The organism is Mesorhizobium sp. M0854, from assembly GCF_040319815.1.
Classification (GTDB): Bacteria; Pseudomonadota; Alphaproteobacteria; order Rhizobiales; family Rhizobiaceae; genus Mesorhizobium.
This window is the reverse complement of the sequence record NZ_JAMYOL010000003.1, coordinates 96,596-119,990: the sequence shown is the minus strand read 5'-3', so window position 1 is coordinate 119,990 and position 23,395 is coordinate 96,596. Positions and strand designations below refer to the sequence as shown.

Here is a 23,395-nt window from a genome sequence, read left to right as displayed (position 1 = left end):
GCGCCGGTTTGCACAAGATTTGAAGAAAACTTGCGAGGCGCGGATCAAGACTCCGCTAACCACAGAAGACAAAGACGTGTGCGGCCCGTTTCATTTTTCGCCGGCGCGGCCGTTCGGGAGCGGGCAAAAACCCGCAAACCTTCCGTCGCGGCACCGCTTTTGTTTTTCCGGGAGCTGGACTAGCTTACGTTTGCGTAAGGGGCAGACACCCGGGACGGAGCCCGATTGGACTTACCTGAGGGAGGAAAGACATGTTTCGACAAGTGAGCCTGGCCCTCGCGGCCGCAATAATGATGACCGGCGCGGCGTGGGCCGATCCGATCGAAGGCAATTGGAAAACGCAAGCCGGATCGACTGCCGCCATTTCGGGTGGCGGCGGGGCATTTTCGATTACGCTCAAATCCGGCAAATTTGCCGGCAAGAACATCGGTTCACTGAAGTTTGCCGGCGACAACAAATATGCCGGCACCATAACCGACCCGGAAACCGACAAGACCTATTCGGGCAAGGCTTCGCTTTCCGGCAGTTCGCTCAAGATGAGCGGCTGCGTGCTCGGCGGGCTGATCTGCAAGAGCCAGACCTGGCACAAGCTCTGATCGTGCCCTTCCTGCCGGGGTGAGCGGGGCCAGTCGGCCCCGTTTTCATGTTATCGGTCTCGCAGCCATGGCGTCGCCATGGGTCGCTGCACTCAAAGCGGACCCTCTCAGAGATCATCAACCATTTTTGAACCGCAGATGAACGCCGGGATCAGAGCCGGTTCAGCCGGGGCAAGGCATTGTCATGCGTGTTAAAGGAGACACCGCGCAATGCTTGCCCGCCGCTTCACCATCGTCTGCCTGCTGATGAGCCTGTTCGGCATGTTGTTCGCCGTCCTTGTCGCCGAAGCCGGCCGGCCGTCCCGCTCCTGGGACGTCGCCAATTCCTGCCGACTCGGTTGCTTGAACCATCTTCACCACTGAAACGACAAAGAGCTGAACATTTAGAGAAAAGCAAAACGCCAATGAACCGCCTCGCCGCCAACACCCTCAAGACGCTTCGGCTGCTGCCGCGCGCGGCGCTCATCCTGACTGTTCTTTCGGTACCGGTACTGGCCGTGCCGACGATGCGCACCAATGCCGGCTCGACGATCGAGGCGCCTGCGTTGAGGAAGTCAGGCCTCGGCTTTGTGCTGCTGGTTAGCCTGCAGCGCGGTTAGCAGACCGAAAAACGCCGACAGCGCGTATTGAGGCCGCCTTACCCCCTCCCAACCGCGCGTCCAACTCTCTATATTGGGTCATGGAAAAGCGAATCTATCCCCAAGCCATTGAATCGGTGGTCACGCCGGAGCCGTTTGGCCGGCAGAGCTTCAACGACGCCAAGAAGGCCGTCGCGGCCCTACAGGTGCTTTACGACCGCAACACCAAGTTCCTGCGCGATTCATTTGCCGCGCTCGCCGCGGGCGGCGACAACAACAAACGCTACCGGGCTTTCTATCCGGAGATCGGCGTCACCACGAGTTCCTTCACGCAAATCGACTCGCGGCAGGCCTATGGCCACATGCCGACGCCGGGGCATTTCTCAACCACCGTCACCCAGCCTGCTCTTTTCGAAAGCTACCTCACCGAACAGCTTCGGCTGATCATGCGCAACCACGGCGTTCCCGTCACGGTTTCGGAATCGACCACTCCCATCCCGCTGCATTTCGCCTTCCTCGAAGGCACGCATGTCGACGGCACTGCTGCCGAGCGCATCAAACGGCCGATCCGTGACCTGTTCGACGTGCCGGATCTCGACGGCACCGACGACCAGATCGCCAACGGCACGTTCGAAGTGGCATTGGGCGAGGCACGGCCGCTGGCGCCGTTCACGGCGCAACGGATCGACTATTCGCTGCACCGGATGTCGCATTATACGGCGACTAGTCCCCAGCATTTCCAGAACTTCGTGCTGTTCACCAACTACCAGTTCTACATCGACGAATTCGTCGCCCGTGCACGCGAATTGATGGCCAATGGCGGTGACGGATATGTCGAGTTCGTCGAGCCGGGCAACATCGTGACCAAAGCAGGGGACGGTGCGCCCGGTGAGGGTGCTGCGCCCCCTCGCCTGCCGCAGATGCCGGCCTATCATCTGAAGAAGCCGAACCATGGCGGCATCACTATGGTCAATATCGGCGTTGGGCCTTCCAACGCCAAGACGATCACCGACCATATCGCGGTGCTCCGGCCGCATGCCTGGGTGATGCTCGGCCATTGCGCCGGCCTGCGCAACACGCAGGCGCTCGGGGATTATGTGCTGGCCCATGCCTATGTACGAGAAGACCATGTCCTCGACGACGATCTTCCGGTCTGGGTGCCGATCCCGCCGCTAGCCGAAATCCAGGTGGCGCTGCAGGAAGCGGTCGCCGAGGTCACCGGGCTTTCCGGATATGATCTCAAGCGCATCATGCGCACTGGCACCGTCGCCACTATCGACAACCGCAATTGGGAGCTGCGCGACCAGCGCGGGCCGGTCCAGCGGCTGTCGCAGTCGCGGGCGATCGCGCTCGACATGGAATCGGCGACGATCGCCGCCAACGGCTTCCGCTTCCGGGTGCCCTATGGCACGCTGCTTTGCGTATCCGACAAGCCGCTGCATGGCGAATTGAAGTTGCCGGGCATGGCGACCGAGTTCTACAAGCGGCAAGTAGCGCAGCACCTGACCATCGGCATCAGGGCGATGGAGAAGCTGGCTGAAATGCCGATGGACCGACTGCATTCGCGCAAACTCAGGAGCTTTTCGGAAACTGCCTTCCAGTAAATGCCGAATCGCATGTGTCTGTCCAGGTCAGGACATTTCGTCATCTTGATTGAGCCGCACTTCTGCCGATAGACAAAGCGATGGCACGTGTTCGGGACATGACGGTTGCGCTCGCATTCGTCGCAATGCTTGCACTCTCGGCCGCGCTGGTGGCCGGGTTCTTCGGATCGCTGCATCCGGCCCTCGATTCCTTTGCTCATTTCCGCGTCCATTTTTCGGTGCTGATGGCGCTTTGCGCGCTGCCGCTGCTCGCCACCTCGTTTCGCCTGCAGGCCGCGGTCGCATTGCTGTTTGCGATAGCCTCCTTTGCCACCACGCAGAATGCCTTGCCGCTTTCGCGGCTATGGCAGGTGCAGGCCGCCTACGAAGCCAAACTCGGTGACGAGCCAGTCTACCGCCTGCTGCAGATGAACCTCAGGTTCAACAATCCAACGCCTGAGAAGGTGCTGTCGCTGATCGGCCGGACCCAGCCTGATGTTATCACCCTCGACGAGGTGTCCGAAACGTGGAAGGCAAAGCTTGGGCTGCTATCCGGCGGCTATCCCTACCGGATCCTCTGCCCATATCCCAATGGCGTGTTCGGCGTTGCGCTGCTGTCCAGACGACCGTTTGGCATAGGCACGGAGCCGCACTGCGACAGCCGCGGCGCGATGGCGATCGCCACGGTCGATTTCGGCGGAACCGACGTCGATGTCGCCGCCATCCACCTCACCTGGCCATGGCCGCACAACCAATCACGGCAGATTGGAGGGTTGTCTGACGAAATCGCCTCGCTTGGCGAGACGTCGATCCTGGCAGGCGACTGCAACGCAGCGCCATGGAGCGCCGCCGTCCGGCGCGTCGCATCGCTTGGCAAGCTGACTGTAATGCCGTCGGTCGGGCCGACCTGGCTCTACAGAAGGCTGCCGGATTTCCTGCGCTTCGCCGGACTGCCGATCGACCAGGTCTTCAGCAAGGGCGCCATTGTTATCCATTCGGCGTCGACCCTTGAGGACACCGGCTCAGACCATCTGCCGGTGCTGGTGGAGTTTTCGCTTCGGTCGGATGAACAAAAGCCGCTCGACGAGCACCAGACGGCGACCGCGCTTGCGGCGCTGCCTGGCGGGACGCGAAGCTGAAAATCCGCAGTCCAATCTCGACCTGGCTTATTACTGGCCCACAAAAGCGCGGATGAGGTGCTCGACAGGGCCGCCGTCGCGATGCTCGTGCGCATCGAAGGCGATCTGCTTTGCCTCGTATTCGGCATAGATGGCATTGATCCGGCGCTTTGCCTCGCGACGTGCCTCGAAACAGTGCGGGTCATCACCGACTGTCAGCCCTCGAACCGACTTTTCGGTGGCCCGCATCATCTGTCTGGCGATGCGGCCATGGGTCTCTTCATGGGCGCGAACGCCAGCGAAGAACCGCTTCCAGCGCTTCTGCAGCGCAGGCGACGTGGCTGAGACTAGTTTGGGATAGGTATAGAAGAGATTGAGCGTCCCGTTGGCCTGGCGCAGGCGGCAGACGCCGTTTTCCCGTTGGGCGTCGAAGGTCCAATCATCGACGCTGTAGCCGGTCTGCGCGATGGCGTGGGTCATGAAGCCGTGCTTCGGCCCACTGCGATCCATGGCCTCGATCAGGGCCGCGCCGGTGGTTCCGGCAATGTTGTAAGTTCGTGTCTTGACCAGCACCTTAGTGCCGGCCAAGGCTGCAGGGGCGCACAATGCCCCGATCGCCACAACGCTCGTCAGAACTGCCAGGCGCATTTTTCCTTCCTCCCTGTCGCCGCAGAAAGGAAACACAGGCAGGCGGTTTATTCAACAATCCTACGGTTGCGCTGCTCCTCATCTTGTTTAGTCCGGAGCAAACCTTGTGACTTACATGTTCTGGTAGACCGGGCCCTCGCCGCCCTGTGGCGGCACCCAATTTATGTTCTGGTTCGGGTCCTTGATATCGCAAGTCTTGCAGTGCACGCAGTTCTGCGCGTTGATGACGAAGCGCACATCCTTGGCCGCAGGATCGGCGGCGGCATTGCCATCCTTGTCGACCCATTCGTAGACGCTGGCCGGGCAGTAACGCGTCGAGGGTCCCGCATAGACGTCATGCTCAGAGCGCTTCTGCAGGTCCATGTCGGCGACGAGCAGATGCACCGGCTCGTTCTCCTCGTGGTTGGTGTTGGACAGGAACACCGACGACAGCCGGTCGAAGGTCAGCACCCCGTCCGGCTTCGGGTAGGCGATCTTCTGGTGCGCGGCGGCCGGTTCCAGCGTCGCATAGTCGGCCCTGCCGTGCTTCATCGTGCCGAAGGGCGAGAAGCCGAACAGCGTGTTCAGCCACATGTCGAGGCCGCCAAGGCCGACGCCGACAATGGTGCCGAAGCGCGACCATAGCGGCTTGACGTTGCGCACTTTCTTCAGGTCCTTGCCGATATCGGTGGCGCGCCAGGCGGCCTCGTAGGAGGCCAGCTCGTCATTGGTGCGGCCGGCGGCTATCGCATCACAGACATGCTCGGCCGCCAGCATTCCGGAGAGCACGGCATTGTGCGAGCCCTTGATGCGCGGCACGTTGACGAAGCCGGCTGCGCAGCCGATCAGCGCACCGCCAGGGAAGGACAGTTTCGGCACCGATTGCCAGCCGCCTTCGGTGATGGCGCGGGCACCATAGCCCAGCCGCTTGGCACCCTCGAAGGTGCCGCGGATCGCCGGATGGGTCTTGAAGCGCTGAAACTCGTCAAAGGGCGACAGATAGGGATTCTTGTAGTTCAGGTGAACGACGAAGCCGACTGCCACCTGGTTGTCCTCGAGATGGTAGAGGAAGGAGCCGCCGCCGGTCTTCAAATCGAGCGGCCAGCCGAAGGAATGCTGGACAAGGCCCGGCCGGTGGTTTTCCGGTTTGATCTGCCAGAGTTCCTTGAGGCCGATGCCGTATTTTCCGGGCTCACGACCGTCGGAAAGGTGGTATTTGGCGATCAGTTGCTTGGCCAGCGAGCCGCGCGCGCCCTCGCCGATCAAGACATATTTGCCCATCAGCGCCATGCCCGGCGCAAAGCCCGGACCGTGCGTGCCGTCCTTCTCGACGCCCATGTCGCCGGTGACGACGCCGGTGACCGCACCGGCCTCGTTGTAGAGCAGGCCGACCGCGGCAAAGCCCGGATAGATCTCGACGCCCAGCGCCTCGGCCTTGGTCGCCAGCCAGCGGCAGACATTGCCGAGCGAGACGATATAATTGCCGTGATTGTTCATCAGCGGCGGCATCAGGATATTGGGCAGACGGAACGAACCGGCGGGGCCGAGAACCAGGAAATGGTCGTCGGTGACCGGTGTCCTGAAGGGATGACCCTCCTCTTCGCGCCAGCCGGGCAGCAGCCGGTCGATGCCGATCGGATCGACGACGGCGCCGGACAGGATGTGCGCGCCGACTTCGCCGCCCTTTTCCAGCACGACGACGGAAAGCTCGGGATTGACCTGCTTGAGACGGATCGCGGCGGCGAGGCCGGCCGGGCCGGCGCCGACGATGACCACGTCGAATTCCATGCTTTCGCGTTCGATATCGCTCATCGATCCCTCACTGGCTCGCTATTCCCGGCATCTTGCTGGCTCACGCGCTGCATAGCGCATCAAATAGCGACGGGAAACCGGCGCGGACGTGACAATACCGATTTCATCAAAAAGTCGCGTCCTGCCGCACAGATTCGCGGTGACGAGCATCAATCTTCAATCCTATTCCGTTTGCACAGATATGTCGCACTGATGTTTTTAATTGTTCGACGGCTTGCTTATCGGCCATACTTCCCGCCATGCGCATATTCGGGCCGGCTGGCTTTTCATCGACGCGCTTTTTTTTCACGCCCGGCCGGTTTTGCCGTGCGGCGCTCTTGGCGCTTCTGCCACTGACGGCCCTCGATGCCCGTGCCGAGCAGCAACTGGTCTGGGCGACCGGCGCCTATTCCTTTTCCGACGAGCGCGGCGGTTTCCGCATCACCGGGGCTTCCGGCATCGGCACGAAAGAGGATCCGCTGGTCATCACCGAAGAGCTGAATTCAGCGACGCCGGTAACGCTGGCCATTCGCACGACAAGGCCGATCCAGCCGTTCGGCAAGGCGGGAGACTTCGCCAATGGTCTGATGTATATGCGCATCGACGTGCTCAACAATAGCGGCCAAGCCTGGGTCGAGTTCCAGTTCGAACTCCAGGAGATCCTCGACCAGCCGAGCGTGTTCGGCGACGGCCTGTCGTTCGACCAGCGCAACAAAACGCCCGAAAATATCTGGTCGAGCAGCTACGCCGATTTCGACCGCAATTTCGAACCGTATGACCGCCTGCTGTTCAAGAACGGCAAGATCGACCCGCTGAAGACCGCCAGCTTCTATTTCCTGATCACCGACTACACGCCGCGCTGGACGTTCTATCTGGTGCAGGATCCGCGCATACCGTCGAGCTGAACTTGCAAATTCAAGCTCCGCGGCCGAATGTGAAACCATGACTGCCGCCCCCCACACTAGCCGAGCCGATCTCGCCGAGTTGCTGGCCTTCTACGCCAGCGCCGGCGTCGACGAGGCACTTGAAGAACAGCCGGTAAACAGGTTTGCAGAAGCCAGGCCGCCGGAGCGGGTGCCTGCGGCGGCCGCTCTGCCGGCCGGTGAAAATGCATCGCCTCATCGCTCGACGAGCGTGTCGCGCGGCGAAATGGGCGAGAGACCGAATACGGCACCGGCAGTGCGAACGTCCCCGGCCATGTCAACGGTGCCCGACGAGGCGCAGGCGGCATTGGCGCGGCAACTGGCGAGATCGGCGGCAAACCTCGACGAGCTTCGCCAGCACATGGCGGCATTCGACGGCTGCAATCTTAAATTCACCGCCAAGAACCTGGTGTTCGCCGACGGCAATCCGACTGCCGCGGTGATGCTGGTCGGCGAAGCGCCGGGCCGCGACGAGGACATAGAGGGCTTGCCGTTCGTCGGCCGGTCGGGCCGGCTGCTCGACCGCATGCTGGCCGCGATCGGTCTTGACCGGACATCTGCCTACATCGCCAACGTGATTCCCTGGCGGCCGCCGGGCAACCGCACGCCGACGCCGCACGAGACCGAGATCTGCCGGCCGTTCATCGAGCGGCAGATCGAACTGGTCAATCCGAAGGTGCTGGTCAATCTCGGCGGCCCGTCGGCAAAGACCCTGCTCAACACCTCCGAAGGCATATTGCGGCTGCGCGGCAACTGGCGCGTCCACACGACCCCGTCTGGCGTCGCCATTCCCGCCATGCCGACCCTGCATCCGGCCTATTTGTTGAGAACGCCTGCGCACAAGAAGCTGGCGTGGCGGGATTTCCTCGAAGTGAAGGCGAAGTTGCGGGCACTTGGGTAACGGTGCAGAACGCGTCTTCCGTCCTCCCCTTGCGAGGAAGGAAGGGCGGCATCATGATCTCGCAGGTAATTGAAATGCGCCCACTGCCGGCCTAGTCATCTCGTTATGACAGCAGCCCAGATTTCCGCCGGCAGTCTCATTCGCGAATGGCGTACACGCCGGCGCATGAGCCAGCTCGACCTCGCCATGGAGGCCGAGATCTCGCAGCGGCATCTGAGTTTCGTTGAAAGCGGCCGCGCCGCACCCTCGCGTGACATGGTGCTGCATCTGGCGGAGCAGCTTTCGATCCCGCTCAGGCAGCGCAACCAGCTGCTGCTGGCCGCCGGCTTTGCCCCGAGCTTCAGCGAACGACCACTTGACGATGCCTCGATGGCACCGGCGATGGCGGCGGTCGAGACCGTGCTCAAGGCGCACGAGCCGTTCCCGGCGCTTGCCGTCGACCGGCATTGGAACCTGGTGTCGGCGAACGCCGCCATCGGCCCGTTCCTCGCCAATGTCGCCGACGCCTCCCTGCTGAAGCCGCCGGTCAACGTTTTGCGCCTCAGCCTGCATCCCGGCGGCATCGCGCCGCGCATCGTCAACCTTGCGGAATGGCGGACGCATCTTCTGGAGCGGCTGAAGCGGCAGAACGACGCTGCCGCCGATCCGGTTCTGGTCGAGCTCGAGCGCGAGCTTCGGGCCTATCCGTCCGGCCTTAAAAGCAGCCGGCCGGCGCCGGTCGAACCGAACGCGATTGTCCATCCGCTCAAGCTTGCCCATGGCGACGCGGTGCTGTCGTTCATCAGCACCATCACCGTGTTCGGCACGCCGCTCGACGTGACGCTGGCGGAGCTGGCGATCGAATCTTTTTTCCCCGCCGACGAGCAGACGCGGGCGGTGCTGATGCGGCTGGCGAAAGAGCGGACCGACGCAGCGGGCTGATCACCCTTCCGGCGCGACGGCCTTGCGGGTGCGGGTGCGTTCGAGACCCAGCTGGCGCTCGCGCCAGATGATGAAAATCCCCGCCGCAACCACGATCATGCCGCCGACCAGCATGTTGATCGTGGCGATATCGCCAAAGACCAGATAGCCGACGACGACGCCGAGGATCATCGAAGTGTATTCGAAAGGTGCTACGACGGAAGCCTCGGCATGGCGATAGGCCGAGGTCATCAGAATCTGGCCAAGCCCGCCGCAAAAACCCGCGGCAATCAGAAGCCCCGCCTGTGCTGGCGTCAGCGCCTGCCAGCCGAATGGCAGCGAAAGCAGCGCCATGACGCTCGCGGTTACCGAAAACCACAGCACGATGGTCGCCGTCCGCTCGCTCTGGACGAGGTTGCGAACCAGGAGCATGGCGATGGCCGAGATCGCCGCGGCTATCAGGGCGGCGATGACGCCAAGCACCTCCTGATCGCCAAGGGCAGCGCCCGAACTGAGCAGCGTCAGTTCCGGCCACGAGATGATCAGCACCCCGACCAGGCCGACGGCAACCGCACTCCAGCGATAGATGCGGATGGCTTCGCCGAGGAAGATCGAACTGAACACCACGACCAGCAGCGGCTGCGCGTAGTTCAGTGTGATCGCCTCCGGCAGCGGCAGCCGCGTCAGCGCGAAGAAGCCGAGCCCCATGGCACAGACACCGACGACGCCGCGCGCAATGTGGTTGAGCGGGCGCTTTGTCGAAAAGGCGGTTCCGAGTTTTCCCTGGAAGGCGAGGAAGGCGATGATCGGAAAAATGGCAAAGAAGGAGCGGAAGAAGACGATCTGGCCCGCCGGGACGGTGCCTGCCGCCTTGATGCAGGACGACATGCCGACGAAGACCGCCACCGATACGATCTTGAGCAAGATTCCGGTCAGCGTGCTGTGCTCGCCGGCAAGGTCGCCAACTGCAAGCACTGGCAAATCCGGTCTGGCTGTCACGCCCCTCTTGCTTCCTCGATCGCCGCCCAGATGCACGCCGGCGTTGCCGGCATGTCGATATGCCTGATGCCGTAGGTGCGGTAGTGCGCGTCGGTCACCGCATTGAGCGCGGCAGGCGTCGACCCGATCGTACCCGCCTCCCGCGCGCCCTTGATGAAGGCCACATCCTCGCGACGCAACACAGAGGCGCTCGTTCCGAATTTCGGCGTGACGACGGTCATGGAAGCCTCGCGATGATGCTTGGGAAATGATCGCCTGAAATAGACGTCGCTGCAGTTTTGTCGAGGGAGCGTTTCGTGTAAAGAGCGCAGACTTCAAATTATTTGGACCAGCGGACCCGCCCGCCGCACCCGGATCGACAGGAAAAATCAAGGAATGCGCACAGATACCGGCCAGGTCTTCAAGCTCGAAGACTATCGCCCCAGTGATTATCTCATTCCGGAAACCAGCCTGACTTTCCGCCTTTCGCCTGAAGCAACGCATGTGACCGCCGTGCTGACGGTCGAACGCCGCGACGGGATTGCGGCGTCGGTGCCACTGGTGCTGGATGGCGACGGGCTGACGCTCCGCGGCATCGCCATCGACGGCCAGGAGCCGAGCCCTGCGGATTTTCTCGTCACGCCCGATCAACTGACAATCATCAGCCCCCCTGCGACAAGGCGCTTCCAGCTGAGAATTGAAACCGTGTTGGCGCCGGCGCAGAACGAAGCGCTGATGGGCCTCTATCGCTCGAGCGACGTCTATTGCACGCAATGCGAGGCCGAAGGCTTTCGCCGCATCACTTATTTCCTCGACCGTCCCGACATCCTGTCGGTCTATACGGTGCGTATCGAAGCTGAGCGCAATGAGGCGCCGCTGCTTTTGTCCAACGGCAACCCGGCCGGCAGCGGCGAGCTTGCCGGCGGCTGGCACTATGCGGTCTGGCACGACCCCTTCCCCAAGCCGTCCTATTTGTTTGCGCTGGTGGCAGGCGACCTCGGCAAGATCTCGGACAGTTTTGTCACCCTGTCTGGCCGCAGGGTCGAGCTCGGAATCTATGTCGAACCGGGCAAGGAGAGGCTCGCCGGCTACGCCATGGACGCTTTGAAACGGTCGATGAAATGGGACGAGGAGGCATTCGGCCGCGAATACGACCTCGATGTCTTCAACATCGTCGCCGTGTCCGACTTCAATATGGGCGCAATGGAGAACAAGGGTCTCAACATCTTCAACGACAAATATGTGCTGGCCGACCAGGAAACCGCGACCGACGCCGATTTCGCCAATATCGAGGCCATCATTGCCCATGAGTATTTCCACAATTGGACAGGTAACAGAATCACTTGCCGCGACTGGTTCCAGCTTTGCCTGAAGGAAGGCCTGACGGTTTTCCGCGACCACGAATTCTCCGCCGATCAGCGCTCGCGCGCCGTCAAGCGCATCGCCGAGGTGCGTACGCTGCGTGCCCATCAGTTTCCCGAGGACCAAGGGCCGCTGGCGCATCCGGTCCGGCCTCGCCGCTACCGCGAGATCAACAATTTCTACACGGCGACGGTCTACGAAAAAGGCTCGGAAGTCGTGCGCATGATCCATACCATCCTCGGCGCCGAGACGTTCCGCGCCGGCATGGACCTCTACTTCGAACGTCACGACGGCCAGGCGGCGACGATCGAAGACTTCATCAAAGTGTTCGAAGACGTCTCAGGTCGCGACCTGTCGCAGTTTTCGCTGTGGTATCATCAGGCCGGTACGCCGAACCTGACCGTCAGTTCGGCGTATAATCCGGCGGCGCGGGAATTCACGCTCGAAATCGAGCAGTCGGTGCCGCCAACACCGGCGGAAAGCCGCAAGCGGCTGATGCACATTCCGCTTGCCTTCGGCCTGGTTGGCGCCGGTGGCGAGGCGATAGCCCACAGCGGCGCCGAAGGGGCGAACGTCGAGGACGGTGTCATCCATATCCGCAAACGCCGCCATGTCGTCAGGTTTTCCGGGATTGCCGAGCGTCCAGCCATGTCGCTCAACCGCGGCTTTTCGGCGCCGGTGACGCTTTCGGTCGAGCAGCGGCCCGACGACCAGTTTTTTCTGGCTGGCCACGACAGCGACGCCTTCTCGCGCTGGCAGTCGTTCAACTCGCTTTTGACCGATGCGCTGATTGCAGCCTTCCGCCAGATCCTGGACCACAAGCAACCCGAGTTCAGCGCCCGGCTGACCGGGCTTGCCGGCAAGACAGCCGGCGACGAAGCGCTCGAACCCGCCTATCGGGCACTGGCGCTGGCGCTGCCCGGCGAGGCCGATATCGCCCGCGACATCGGCAAGAACTTCGACCCCGACGCCATTTTCGCGGCGCGCGAGGCGCTGGCGGTTGCAATCGCCGAGGCCAACCGCGAGATATTCTCCAAATTTTACGATCGGCTTGCCGACACTGGTCCGTTCAGCCCGGACGCGGCCAGTGCCGGGCGGCGGGCGCTGCGCAATGTCCTGCTGGACTATCTCTCCTTGCTGCCGGGAGGTGCGGAACTCGCTGCCGGGCACTTCCAATCGGCGACCAACATGACCGACCGGGCCGCGGCGTTGACCGTGCTTGCGCACCGTCACCATGGCTCACCGGAGGCGACCAAGGCGCTGGCGGATTTCGAGGCGAAATATGCAACCGATCCGCTGGTCATGGACAAATGGTTCCAGATCCAGGCCAGCGTGCCCGGCCCGCAAACCGTCGACGCGGTGCGCGCCTTGACAGGCCACCCTGCGTTCTCGATGGCCAACCCGAACCGGGTACGGGCACTCATCGGCACGTTTTCCAGCGCCAACCAGACCGGCTTCCATCGCACCGACGGCCAAGGCTACCGGCTTTTCGTCGAAACGGTGCTGCAGGTCGAAAAACGCAACCCGCAGGTGGCCGCCAGGCTGGCGACGGCGCTCAGGTCGTGGCGCTCGCTCGAACCGGTGCGGCAGGCCAAGGCAAGGGAGGCGTTGCTTTCGATCGCCAATACCGAGAAGCTGTCGGCCGATTTGCGAGACATCGTCGAGCGCACCCTGGCGTAAGCGACCTCCGTTGTCCCCTTGTGGGAAAAAGGGAAGACCCCCCGAAAACCCAGTTATTTTAGTCGATTTTTAATCTTTTTTCGCCGCGCCTCTGGACAAGGCGAATCACCTTTGATTCTTTAGTGACGATTCGGAAGTGCGGCGTTGCCGGATCGTCAAGCGGGACAGAAAATCGGGGAGTGCCATTTATGGCGAAGGCGGACGCGTGGGGCGCGCCCGGTGGGACGGCTTTTGGGCGGCGCGAGGCGCGAAGCGACGGTCTCGCGGGCAATACGCGGCTCATCGCCGAACCTGCCTACCGACGGCTGCTGGCAGCCGAGCCGCTGTTGCGGCGATCGATACCGGCCCTCATTATCATGTTTCTGTTGATCATCGCAGTACTGCGCTTTCTGTCACTGATGAACGAGCGCGACGAGATCGAGCGCGACGCCAAGGCGATCCTTGCGCTGGCCGCCGGCCAACTGGCCAGTTCGATCGCTGCCGATGCGACCATGGGTTCCACGCCCGGCGCGATCCAGGACCTGCTGGAGAGCACCGGTCGTCAGGGCGCGATGGGCCGAAGCCACGTACTGGCGATCACCGATAGCGCCTTCAAGATCATTGCCGTATCGCCGCAATCGATGCACTGGGAGGGCCGGTCGCTCGATGGCGTCGTACAGGGCGGGCAGCCGCTGTTCATGTTCGGCGACCGCGCCGGGGTGATGGAGGTCAGCATCGGCGGACAGGACTGGTACGCGGCAGTGAGCCTGGCGAACGGCCGAAAGGGTGCCTCGGCAGCGTTCGTGCCGCGGGAGGCAGTTTTTGACGCCTGGCGCAAGACGGTCTCACTCAACGTCACGCTGTTCGTGCTGACGGCCGGTGTGCTGATCATCATCCTCTACGCCTATTTCGGCCAGGCGGCGCGCGCCCAGGCCGCCGATCGCATCTATCTCGAAGCCCACCAGCGCATCGACATGGCGCTGGTGCGCGGCCGCTGCGGCCTGTGGGATTGGGACATGGTGCGCGGCAAGATGTACTGGTCGCGCTCGATGTACGACATGCTGGGCTACGAGCCTTGTGACACGATGCTGTCGTTCGGCGAAGTCGATGAAATCATTCATCCCGAGGACGGCGATTTGTTCGAACTCGCCAACAGGATCGTCGCACGCGAGATCGACCATATCGACCAGGTGTTCCGGATGCGCCATGCCGACGGGCAATGGGTTTGGATGCGCGCAAGAGCACACGTTATCGACCCGGAAGCGCCGGAGATCCAGCTGATCGGCATCGCCGTCGACGTCACCGAGCAGCGGCATCTGGCGCTGCGCTCCGAAGCGGCGGACCTGCGCCTGAGGACGGCCATCGAAAACATCAACGAATCTTTCGTGCTGTGGGATTCGTCCGAGCGCCTGATCATGTGCAATTCCAAATACCAGCAGGACAACGGCCTGTTGGATCGCGACGTGATGCCGGGCGCTCCGCGCGCCGTTCTGGAGGAACGCATGCTGGCCTTCGCCTCGGAGCGGCGGCTTGCCAACACCAACGGACCGCAGGGAGGCGTGACCTTCGAGCGCCAGCTTGCCGACGGCCGCTGGTTGCAGGTGAACGAGTTGCGGACAAGGGACGGCGGTACCGTCTCTGTCGGCTCCGACATCACCCAGATCAAGCTGCACCAGGAGAAGCTGGTCGACAGCGAGCGCCGGCTGATGGCGACAATCCATGACCTCAGCCTTGCCCGCCGCGCGGAAGAAGAACGGGCGCGTGAGCTCGTCGAACTCAATCGCAAATACATGAAGGAAACCGAGCGCGCCGAAGCGGCAAACCGGGCCAAATCCGAATTCCTGGCCAACATGTCGCACGAGTTGCGCACCCCGCTCAACGCGATCATCGGCTTTTCGGAACTGATGGAACGGCGGCTGTTCGGGCCGCTGGGTTCGCCGCGCTACGAAGAGTATGCCACCGACATCAACGGCAGCGGCAAATATCTTCTCGGTGTGATCAATGACATCCTCGACATGTCGAAGATCGAGGCCGGCCAGTTCGCCCTGGATCAGGAAGAAATCGATCTCTGCCCGCTCATCAGGGAGACGGTTCGCGTCGTTTCTCTGCAGGCGGCGGAAAAGTCGATCACCGTCGAAACCCGCATCGCCGATTCGCTGACGCTGTTCGCCGACCGCAGGGCGATCAAGCAGATCCTCATCAACCTTCTGTCCAATGCGGTGAAGTTCACCGGGCAAGGCGGCCACATCTCGGTCAGAGCCCGCAGCATTTCCAGCGCGCTGATCCTGACGATCGAGGACAATGGCTGCGGCATCCCGAAGGCGGCGTTGAGCAAGCTCGGGCGGCCATTCGAACAGGTGCAAAACCAGTTCTCCAAGAGCCATGCCGGCTCCGGCCTCGGCCTCGCCATCTCGCGCTCGCTGGCCGAGCTTCAGGGTGGCGCGTTGAAGATCCGCTCGACCGAAAGCGTCGGAACGATCGTCTCGGTACGCATCCCGATCAGGAAAGCCGCGCAGGCGGTCAGGGCCGCTGCCTGAATGACAAGATAACGCTCCGGCGGCTCGCACCGCCGGAGCGTTATCACTTCTCACTGCATGCCGTCAGTGCCATCATTGCCCTCGCCGTCCCATTGGCGGTGACCGCCGGGACCCTTCGGCAGTTCGTTCTTCTCGATTTTCCCGTCATTGTCACGGTCGAGCATGGCGAAGACCTTCTTCTGGCGGCTGGTGATGTCATCGGCGGTCAGCGTGCCGTTGCCCTTGGTGTCGTAACGGGCGATGATGCGCCTGGCCATCTGCTCGAAGCGTGCTTTCTCGAGCGCGTCGGCGAGCTGTGCCACGGTCAGCTTGCCGCCATTGTCGGCGACCATCTTCTTCAGCCGCGCGTTCATGGCGTCGGAGAACTGGTCGAAGGTGATGGTGCCGTCATTGTCCTTCATGACCTTGCCGAGGCGCATCATCATGCCGTCGCGCGGCCCGGCCACGGAGTGCTCGTCTGCATAGGCAGCGGTGCCGACGGCGCCGGCCAGGGCTGCGAAAACGAGTGCAAGTCTGGTTGTCTTTCTCATGGTCTTCTCCTGTTGCATCGTCACCCCCGATGCTAGAGCGGCGGACCTTCAATCCCCCGCTCTATCTCTTTGATTGAACATCGGAACCTCCCAAAGCAGGTCGCAATTTTGGGCCCGATGCTCTCGCCCGTACGGCTGGTTGCCGTCACGGTTGTTTCGCACGAAGCAGAAGGTCGAAATCCTTTCTGACCTTCTGCGACGTCTCCTTGAGGTGCGCTTCAAGCACCCCGAAATCCGGCAGGTCGGTGACCGCAAGAAGCAGATCGGAAAGCCCTGGCGGAACGTCGTCGCGTTCGAACGCGCCGGTGAGGCAAAGCCGTATCATCTGGGTCAGCGCCAGATAGAGCGAATAGGCATCCACCAGTTCCTGCCTGACCTGGGCCTTGGCGAAATCCGGCGCCAGGCGCGACAGGACCTCAGCCGTGCCGGTGGCCCTGCGGCCTGCCTCGATCTTTCCGGTGATCAGCGCAACCTGGGCAATGAATTCGAGATCGATGAGGCCGCCCGGGATCAGCTTGATGTCCCAGGGATCGCGCGGCGGCTTCTCCTTGTCGACCATGGCGCGCATCTCGGATGCCTCGGCCATCACCTTGGCTGGATCGCGCGGCAGAGCGAGTACTGCGGCAACGTCCCCTTCGATCTCGCGGCAGAGCTCGGCATCGCCGCCGATCGTGCGGGCCCGCGCCAGCGCCATGTGCTCCCATGTCCAGGCGTCCTGGCGCTGATACTTCTTGAAGGCGTCGACATGAGTGGCCACCGGCCCCTTGTTGCCGGACGGCCGCAGGCGAAGGTCGAGCTCGTAGAGCACGCCCTCGGCGGTCGGCGCGGAAACGGCGGCGATCAGCCGCTGTGTCAGCCGGCTGTAGTAATGCGACGGGGCAAGCGGCTTGTCGCCGTCGGACTCCTCCGCATCGGCGTCGTGATCGTAGAGCAGGATGAGGTCGACGTCGGAGCCCGCCGTCAGTTCGCGGCTGCCGAGCTTGCCCATGCCGAGCAGCGCGACCCGGCCGCCGGCAATATAGCCATGACGCAAAGCGAATTCCGCCATCACCGCCTGCAATGCCGCCTCGATGGTCAGGTCGGCGAGATCGGAAAAAGCGCGGCCGGCGCGCGGCGGGTCGATCGACCCGGCAAGCAGCCTGACGCCGATCAGGAATTTTTGCTCCGAAGCAAAGATGCGCAGCCGGTCGAGCACGTCTTCATAGGCTCTGTCGCCTTCGAGGAAGGCGGCAAGGCGCGCCGACAGATAGGCGCGGTTTGGCAGTTCGCTCAGCAGCGCCGGATCGAGCAGCCCATCGAAGACATGCGGCCGGCGCGTGATGATGGCGGCCAGCCGCGGTGCCGCGCCCATGATAGTCGCCATCAGCTTCAGCAAAGCCGGATTCGACTGCAGCAGCGAAAACAGCTGGATGCCGGCAGGCAGGCCGGCAAGGAATTCGTCGAAGCGGATCACTGCCTCGTCCGCCCGCCGCGTCTGGCCGAAGGCTTGCAGCAGCGCCGGCGTCAGTTCGGTCAGCCGCTCGCGCGCTTCCGCCGACCTGGTGACGCGGTAGCGGCCGAAGTGCCAGCCGCGGATAACCCGGCAGATGTCGCTCGGCCGCTGGAAGCCGAGCCGCTGCAAGGTCTGCAAGGTATCGGGATCGTCGACGTCGCCGGTAAAGACCAGATTGCCGATGCCGGCCGAAAGCTCCGGCGCGGTTTCGAACAGCGCTGCATAGTGGCGCTCGACCTGGTGCAGCGCCGCGCGGAACGTTTCGGCAAAGCCTGCCGCATCGGCAAAGCCCAGCATGCGGGCGACGCGCTCCAGCCCCTCTTCGTCCTCCGGCAGGATATGCGTCTGCTGGTCGGCAACCATCTGGATGGCATGTGCCCCGCGGCGCAGCAACATTTTTTGCCGGGGGCGCCCAGCGCGCGCGGCGGCGGTCACCCCGCCGCGCGCGGCGCGCCCGCCCCGCAGCGGCACGGTCGCGCGGCCGCGCAGTTCGGTAACGCGGCCGCCGGCGATAAGCTGCTGGGTCTGGACGAAGAACTCGATCTCGCGGATACCGCCGCGACCGAGCTTGACATTGTGGCCTTTGACCGCGACCTCGCCATGGCCTTTGTGGGCGTGGATCTGGCGCTTGATCGAATGGACGTCGGCAATCGCCGCATAGTCCATGTATTTGCGCCAGATATAGGGCTGCAGTTCCTTCAGGAACGCGGCGCCGGCGGCAAAATCGCCGGCCACCGGGCGGGCCTTGATCATGGCGGCGCGCTCCCAGTTCTGGCCGCGCGCCTCATAGTAGCGCAGCGCCGCCTCGACCGGGATCGCCAGCGGCGTCGAGCCGGGGTCGGGACGAAGCCTGAGATCGGTGCGGAAGACGTAACCGTGCTCGGTGCGGTCCTGGAGAATACGGACAAGCCGGCGGGTCAGGCGCGAAAACAGCTCTGTGGCATCGAGCGGATCGACGACGGCAGGCGCATCGGGGTCGAAGAAGACGACGAGGTCGATGTCGGAGGAGAAGTTCAGCTCATGCGCGCCGAGCTTGCCCATGCCGAGCAGAATCCAGCCCGAGCGTCGCGCCGGATTTTTGGCATCCGGCAATCGGAGCTTGCCTTGCTCATGCGCGTCGCGGAGCAGGAAATCGACAGCCGCACGCGTGCAGGCGTCGGCAAGGTCGCTCAGTCGCCGCACCGTCAGCGAGGTCTCGGCTTCGCCGGCGAGATCGGCCAAGGCGATCAGGAAATGCGCCTCCGCCTTGCATTGGCGCAGCTCCATCATCAGGCTGCTTTCGGAGACGGCCTCTGCGCGTGATGCCTTGTCGACCACGGCGCCGATCGATGACAGCCGCGCCTCGATGGTCTCGTTGAAAAGCGCATCGAGTATCCGCGGCCGGCGGCGCGCGGTATCGCGCAGGAACGGCGACAGGTCGAACACGGCGGCGAGGAAATCCTGGACGACCCCCTTGCCGGCGAGAAATTTCGCCAGTCGCGGCAGTTCCTTTTGCCGCGCGGCGTCGGCGATCTCCGACAATTCCTGCCTGGCGCGGCTTGCATCCAGCGGAACGAGCTCTACCGCCGGCTTCAACAGCCAGTCCGTTTCGAGGCGTCGCACTGCCATCCTCGCTACCATCAGCGATCCTCCCGCCCGGGAAAACTCATGACGACCGACAATCCGGGATTGCCGGGCAGAAGCTCAAGCCGTCCATTGTGGAATGTCATGATGGCCTTGGCGAGACTCAAGCCAAGGCCGGATCCCGGCTGCGAGCGGCTCTTTTCCAGCCGCACGAAACGTTCGGTCACCCTGGCACGGTCGACATCGTCGGGAATGCCCTGGCCGTTGTCGGAGACGGCGAGTCTGATCTCGCTACCGACACGCTCCAGCGTCACGCGAACCATAGGCCTGGAGGTCGAGTCGGTCGAATATTTGATCGCGTTGTCGACGATGTTGGACAGCGCCTGGCCAATCAGCTCGCGATTGCCGTTGACGGCGAAGGAACCTTGCACCGAAGTTTCGAGCGTCACGCCCGCCTCCTCCGCTACCGGCTCGTAGAGTTCGACGACGTCGTGCACGGCAGCGGCCAAATCAACCCTGGTGGTGCTTTCCGAGGAATAGCCGGCTTCCAGTCGCGAGATCATCAGGATGGCGTTGAAGGTCTTTATCAGCTGATCGGATTCGGCGATCGTTCCTTCCAGCGCCTGCCGGTAGTCGCTGGTGTTGTGCTTGCCGGAAAGCGTCGCCTCGGCGCGATTGCGCAGCCTGGTCAGCGGCGTCTTCAGGTCGTGGGCGATGTTGTCGGAGACCTGCTTCAGGCCCTCGTTCAGCGTGGCGATCCTGGCCAGCATGGAATTGAGGTTTTCCGACAGCCGGTCGAACTCGTCGCCGGCGCCGGTGACCGGCAGCCGGCCGGAAAGATCGCCGCCCATGATACGGCGGCTCGCCTCGGACACGCTGTCGATGCGCTTCAGCGCCGCGCGCCCGACGAAGAACCAGATCAGAAGCCCACCGACGCCCATCATGCCGAGCGCCAGCATCAAGGCGCGGCGAATGACGGCGCGGAAGCGCTCCGGCTCGCCGAGGTCGCGGCCGACCAGCATGATCATCTGGTTGGGCAGGCGCAGCACCAGGGCAATGGCGTTGTGGCCTTTCTCGCCTTCGGCCTGGACTTCGCTCTGGGCGGGCTCGTTCGGGTCGGAGATCGGGTTGCGCTGCCGCTCGAGCTCGCCCTCGCCGAAGCGGCGGTAGGAGAACGGTTCGGTGGTCCAGCCCTCGGCCTCGATCACGCCCGGCTCCAGGCTCTGCACGTTTCCGGTCAGGATCTGGCCGTTGGCATCGGCGATCAGATAGAGATTGGCGCCGGGCTGGCGGGAGCGCTGCTCGACGACGCGGACCAGCAGCGGCAGGCCGCCGCGCTGATAGGCGCGGGCGAGGCCGAGCACCTCGTCGTTGATCGTCTCCTGCGTCTGGGCGGTCAGCATGCGCGCCGAGAGCGAGGTCATGTACAAGACCAGCAACACCGCGCACAGCGCAAAAAGCAGAAGATAAAGCGCTGAAAGCCGCGCTGCCGTCGTCTTCATGATGGCCGGCACGGAAAGAGCCATGGGGTTCTAGCCGCTTTTCAGCATGTAGCCGGCGCCGCGAACCGTGTGCAGGATCGGCTTGTCGAAGCCCTTCTCGATCTTGCCCCGCAGCCGCGAGATATGAACGTCGATGACGTTGGTCTGCGGATCGAAATGGTAGTCCCAGACATTCTCGAGCAGCATGGTGCGCGTCACCACCTGGCCGGCATGGCGCATCAGATATTCGAGCAGGCGGAACTCGCGCGGCTGCAGCGTTATCTCGCGCCCGGCGCGGCGCACCGAGTGCGACAGCCGGTCGAGTTCGAGATCACCGACCCGGTAGACGGTTTCGGCTTCCCTGGCGCTAGCGCGGCGGTTCAGCACCTCGACGCGGGCGAGCAGTTCGGAAAAGGCGTAGGGCTTGGTCAGATAGTCGTCGCCGCCGGCCCGCAGACCGGTGACCCGGTCGTCGACTTCGCCGAGCGCCGACAGGATCAGCACGGGCGTCGTATTGCCTCGGGACCTGAGCCCGGCAATGACGGACAGGCCGTCGCGGCGCGGCATCATGCGATCAACGACCATGACGTCATAGTCGCCGGAATCGGCGAGCGCGAAGCCGGTTTCGCCGTCGCCGGCGACATGGGCGGTATGGCCGGCCTCGGCGAACGCCTTCTGCAGGTAGTCGGCTGCCTCGCGATCGTCTTCTATGACGAGAATCTTCATAGAACCGTTATACGCGATTTCGCTGGAAGATTGAGTGGCCGGCATATGCATCGTGGCCTTCTCCATGGCGTATCGCGAACAAAGTGATTCAGGGATACGCGGTAAGTCTTTGTTTTAGCATGTCGTAGCCTAAAACCGCTTCACGCCTTGAGCGGCATGTTCGAGCGGCAGCGGGCGATGGGAGGCCCGCTGCCGCTGGGGCGGAACACGATGACTGACGAACGTATTCAGGCCCCGTGCTTTCCCGTGCGGCGGCTCGGGGGTGTTGAAAACCGCCGCACCGGAAAAGTCGACCACTAGAGCGCCGCGCGTCCTCTTGGACGCGCAAAGGACGCTCTAGCACCTTGAATCGGCGCATGAGCCTTTCCGAAAACGGAATACGTGTTCGGGGTCATGCGCTCAGCCCTTGGCGACAGGCAGTGCGACGAAGCGGTTGCTGTCGTCGCGGGTGATCTGCATCAGCACCGCCTTGCGGCCGGACTTCACCGCGTCGGCCATCGCCTTGTCGACGTCGCCGGCGCCGTTCACTTCCGCCGAATTGACGGAGGTGATGACGTCGCCGGGCTGGATGCCGCGATCGGCGGCATCGCTGTCGGGGTCGACATCGGTCACCACAAGGCCCTTGCCATTGTCAGACTTGGTGACGGTCAGGCCGAGATCGGCGAGCGTGTCGGTCTTCGGCGCGGGGGCAGGCTGCTGGTCGGCCGAGGCCTGCTTGTCGCTCGACGGCAGCTTGCCGAGATCGACCTTGACCGCCTCGCTCTTGCCGTTGCGCCACACCGTCACATCGACAGATTTGCCGGGCGGGTAAGCGCCAATCAGGCGGGCGAGTTCCTTCGGCGAAGCAACGTCCTTGCCGTCCACCTGGGTGATCACGTCACCGGCGGTGATGCCGGCCTTCTTGCCGGGACCGTTGTCCTGCGCGCTGGCAACGAGCGCGCCCTTGCCGGACCCAAGGCCAAGCGACTCGGCGATTTCGGGGGTGACCGGCTGGATCTCGACGCCGAGCCAGCCGCGCTGGACTGTACCGTTCTTCATCAGATCCTGCACGACCTGCTTGGCGGTCGAAGCGGGAATGTCGAAGGCAATGCCGACGCTGCCGCCCGACGGCGAGAAGATCGCGGTGTTGATGCCGACAACCTGGCCGTTGAGGTTGAAGGTCGGGCCACCCGAATTGCCGCGGTTCACCGAGGCGTCGATCTGGATGAAGTCGTCATAGGGACCGGCGCCGATGTCGCGGCCGCGGGCCGAAACGATGCCTGCGGTAACCGTGCCGCCGAGGCCGAACGGATTGCCGACAGCCACCACCCAGTCGCCGACGCGAACCTTGGAATCATCGGCGAAGTCGACATAGGTGAACTTGTTGCCGTCATCGACCTTGAGCACCGCAAGATCGGTGCGCGGATCGGTGCCGATCAGCTTGGCGTCGAGTTCCTTGCCGTCATTGGTCACCACGGTGAAGGCGGTGCCCTCCTCGACGACATGGTTGTTGGTGACGAGATAGCCGTCATCGGAGATGAAGAAACCGGACCCTTGCGCCACCGGCCGCGGCTGGTCGTTGTTGCGGTCACGGTGTCCAAAACGGCGCATTCCGTTCGGGCCCTGATCGCCGCCTTGATCGCCAAAGCCGCGGAATTCGCGGAAGAACCGGCGCAGCTGCGGGTTGTCGGGAAGATTGCCTAGACCGTCCTCGTCGTCCATCTGGCCGGAACCGTCATCGGCCGTCGACTGGATCTTGGCCTTGACGCGCACGCTGACGACCGCCGGCGAAACGCGCTCGACCACATCGGCGAAGCTCGGGACCTGCGGTGCCTCGACACGCACGGCATCGGCCAGCACCGGGGCTGTCCCGGTGGCAACAGCACCAAAGCCGATCGCGCCGGCAATGGCCAGGGATGCGGCTGCGGCCAGCAGGCGTTTGCGGGTGCGAAGATATGAATTGGGGGCAACATTCATGGTTATCGTATCCTCTTCTCAATGGACGCCCCTTGATTGGCATCCTCGACAAAGGAAATAGAAGGCCGCACATTACGGCGCCATTTCCGGTACA

20 protein-coding genes are annotated in these 23,395 nt (G+C 63.2%); 10 read left to right on the top strand and 10 right to left on the bottom strand.

The annotated features are described in order from the left end of the window. Positions 1 to 251: 251 nt before the first annotated feature. From NKH99_RS06255 to NKH99_RS06235, 5 genes are all read left to right on the top strand, one after another. The gene (locus NKH99_RS06255; protein WP_353013255.1) at positions 252 to 596 is read left to right on the top strand and encodes a DUF2147 domain-containing protein; all 345 of its coding nucleotides are present in this window, start codon (positions 252 to 254) and stop codon (positions 594 to 596) included. A gap of 210 nt (positions 597 to 806) precedes the next feature. After that, entirely contained in the window at positions 807 to 959 is a 153-nt protein-coding gene (locus NKH99_RS06250) for a hypothetical protein (protein WP_353013253.1), read from the top strand. 41 nt (positions 960 to 1,000) lie between these two features. Then, on the top strand, positions 1,001 to 1,195 hold the full coding sequence (locus NKH99_RS06245) for a hypothetical protein (RefSeq protein WP_352454349.1): 195 nt from the start codon (positions 1,001 to 1,003) through the stop codon (positions 1,193 to 1,195). Between the two features lie 80 nt (positions 1,196 to 1,275). Beyond that, positions 1,276 to 2,778 carry an AMP nucleosidase gene (locus NKH99_RS06240; protein ID WP_023677804.1) on the top strand — a complete coding sequence of 501 codons (1,503 nt, stop codon included), beginning with the start codon at positions 1,276 to 1,278 and terminating at the stop codon, positions 2,776 to 2,778. Between the two features lie 98 nt (positions 2,779 to 2,876). Next, positions 2,877 to 3,896 (top strand): endonuclease/exonuclease/phosphatase family protein, encoded by a 1,020-nt coding sequence (locus NKH99_RS06235; RefSeq protein ID WP_352540755.1) that lies wholly within the window; start codon positions 2,877 to 2,879, stop codon positions 3,894 to 3,896. A gap of 30 nt (positions 3,897 to 3,926) precedes the next feature. On the opposite strand, the gene NKH99_RS06230 is transcribed toward NKH99_RS06235, so the two are convergent. The 3 genes from NKH99_RS06230 to NKH99_RS06220 all read right to left on the bottom strand — a co-directional run bounded on the left by NKH99_RS06230 (position 3,927) and on the right by NKH99_RS06220 (position 6,603). Then, positions 3,927 to 4,523 (bottom strand): DUF922 domain-containing protein, encoded by a 597-nt coding sequence (locus NKH99_RS06230; RefSeq protein ID WP_352501795.1) that lies wholly within the window; start codon positions 4,521 to 4,523, stop codon positions 3,927 to 3,929. A 111-nt stretch (positions 4,524 to 4,634) separates the two neighbouring features. Next, positions 4,635 to 6,314, bottom strand: a complete 1,680-nt coding sequence (locus NKH99_RS06225) for an electron transfer flavoprotein-ubiquinone oxidoreductase (protein ID WP_352471023.1) — start codon at positions 6,312 to 6,314, stop codon at positions 4,635 to 4,637. 106 nt (positions 6,315 to 6,420) lie between these two features. Continuing rightward, positions 6,421 to 6,603, bottom strand: a complete 183-nt coding sequence (locus NKH99_RS06220; RefSeq protein WP_198023574.1) for a hypothetical protein — start codon at positions 6,601 to 6,603, stop codon at positions 6,421 to 6,423. Between NKH99_RS06220 and NKH99_RS06215 the strand changes: the two genes are divergently transcribed. The 3 genes from NKH99_RS06215 (at position 6,554) to NKH99_RS06205 (ending at position 9,038) form a co-directional block, all read left to right on the top strand. Beyond that, the gene (locus NKH99_RS06215) at positions 6,554 to 7,198 is read left to right on the top strand and encodes a hypothetical protein (protein WP_023677808.1); all 645 of its coding nucleotides are present in this window, start codon (positions 6,554 to 6,556) and stop codon (positions 7,196 to 7,198) included. The genes NKH99_RS06220 and NKH99_RS06215 overlap by 50 nt on opposite strands. 37 nt (positions 7,199 to 7,235) lie before the next feature. Further along, a complete protein-coding gene (locus NKH99_RS06210; protein WP_352501793.1) occupies positions 7,236 to 8,117 on the top strand; it encodes a uracil-DNA glycosylase in 882 nt (293 codons plus the stop codon). Positions 8,118 to 8,222: 105 nt separating this feature from the next. Further along, positions 8,223 to 9,038, top strand: a complete 816-nt coding sequence (locus tag NKH99_RS06205; RefSeq protein ID WP_352471021.1) for a helix-turn-helix domain-containing protein — start codon at positions 8,223 to 8,225, stop codon at positions 9,036 to 9,038. Here the strand turns inward: NKH99_RS06205 and NKH99_RS06200 are convergent, their stop codons facing one another. Together NKH99_RS06200 and NKH99_RS06195 are read right to left on the bottom strand one after the other, a co-directional pair. Further along, positions 9,039 to 10,016 carry a DMT family transporter gene (locus tag NKH99_RS06200; RefSeq protein ID WP_502897762.1) on the bottom strand — a complete coding sequence of 326 codons (978 nt, stop codon included), beginning with the start codon at positions 10,014 to 10,016 and terminating at the stop codon, positions 9,039 to 9,041. It lies immediately after the preceding gene. Beyond that, positions 10,013 to 10,237, bottom strand: a complete 225-nt coding sequence (locus tag NKH99_RS06195) for a hypothetical protein (RefSeq protein ID WP_352616908.1) — start codon at positions 10,235 to 10,237, stop codon at positions 10,013 to 10,015. The genes NKH99_RS06200 and NKH99_RS06195 overlap by 4 nt, the downstream gene beginning before the upstream one ends. Positions 10,238 to 10,391: 154 nt before the next feature. On the opposite strand from NKH99_RS06195, the gene pepN reads away from it, so the two are divergent. Further along, on the top strand, positions 10,392 to 13,037 hold the full coding sequence (pepN, locus tag NKH99_RS06190; RefSeq protein ID WP_353013249.1) for an aminopeptidase N: 2,646 nt from the start codon (positions 10,392 to 10,394) through the stop codon (positions 13,035 to 13,037). Positions 13,038 to 13,225: 188 nt separating this feature from the next. Beyond that, positions 13,226 to 15,553, top strand: coding sequence for a PAS domain-containing sensor histidine kinase (locus tag NKH99_RS06185; RefSeq protein ID WP_353013247.1), 2,328 nt, complete (start codon positions 13,226 to 13,228; stop codon positions 15,551 to 15,553). A 50-nt stretch (positions 15,554 to 15,603) separates the two neighbouring features. Here NKH99_RS06185 and NKH99_RS06180 read toward each other — a convergent pair whose 3' ends face one another. The 5 genes from NKH99_RS06180 to NKH99_RS06160 form a co-directional block, all read right to left on the bottom strand. Continuing rightward, a complete protein-coding gene (locus NKH99_RS06180; protein ID WP_352471018.1) occupies positions 15,604 to 16,083 on the bottom strand; it encodes an EF-hand domain-containing protein in 480 nt (159 codons plus the stop codon). Positions 16,084 to 16,228: 145 nt separating this feature from the next. After that, positions 16,229 to 19,195 (bottom strand): bifunctional [glutamine synthetase] adenylyltransferase/[glutamine synthetase]-adenylyl-L-tyrosine phosphorylase, encoded by a 2,967-nt coding sequence (locus NKH99_RS06175; RefSeq protein ID WP_353013245.1) that lies wholly within the window; start codon positions 19,193 to 19,195, stop codon positions 16,229 to 16,231. After that, complete coding sequence (locus NKH99_RS06170; protein ID WP_352771703.1) at positions 19,195 to 20,664, bottom strand: sensor histidine kinase; 1,470 nt, start codon at positions 20,662 to 20,664, stop codon at positions 19,195 to 19,197. The genes NKH99_RS06175 and NKH99_RS06170 overlap by 1 nt, the downstream gene beginning before the upstream one ends. A gap of 6 nt (positions 20,665 to 20,670) precedes the next feature. Beyond that, positions 20,671 to 21,345: a response regulator transcription factor gene (locus NKH99_RS06165; RefSeq protein ID WP_254819962.1), complete on the bottom strand. Its 675-nt coding sequence runs from the start codon at positions 21,343 to 21,345 to the stop codon at positions 20,671 to 20,673. Positions 21,346 to 21,744: 399 nt separating this feature from the next. Further along, positions 21,745 to 23,301 (bottom strand): Do family serine endopeptidase, encoded by a 1,557-nt coding sequence (locus NKH99_RS06160; protein ID WP_352994182.1) that lies wholly within the window; start codon positions 23,299 to 23,301, stop codon positions 21,745 to 21,747. Between the last annotated feature and the right edge of the window lie 94 nt (positions 23,302 to 23,395).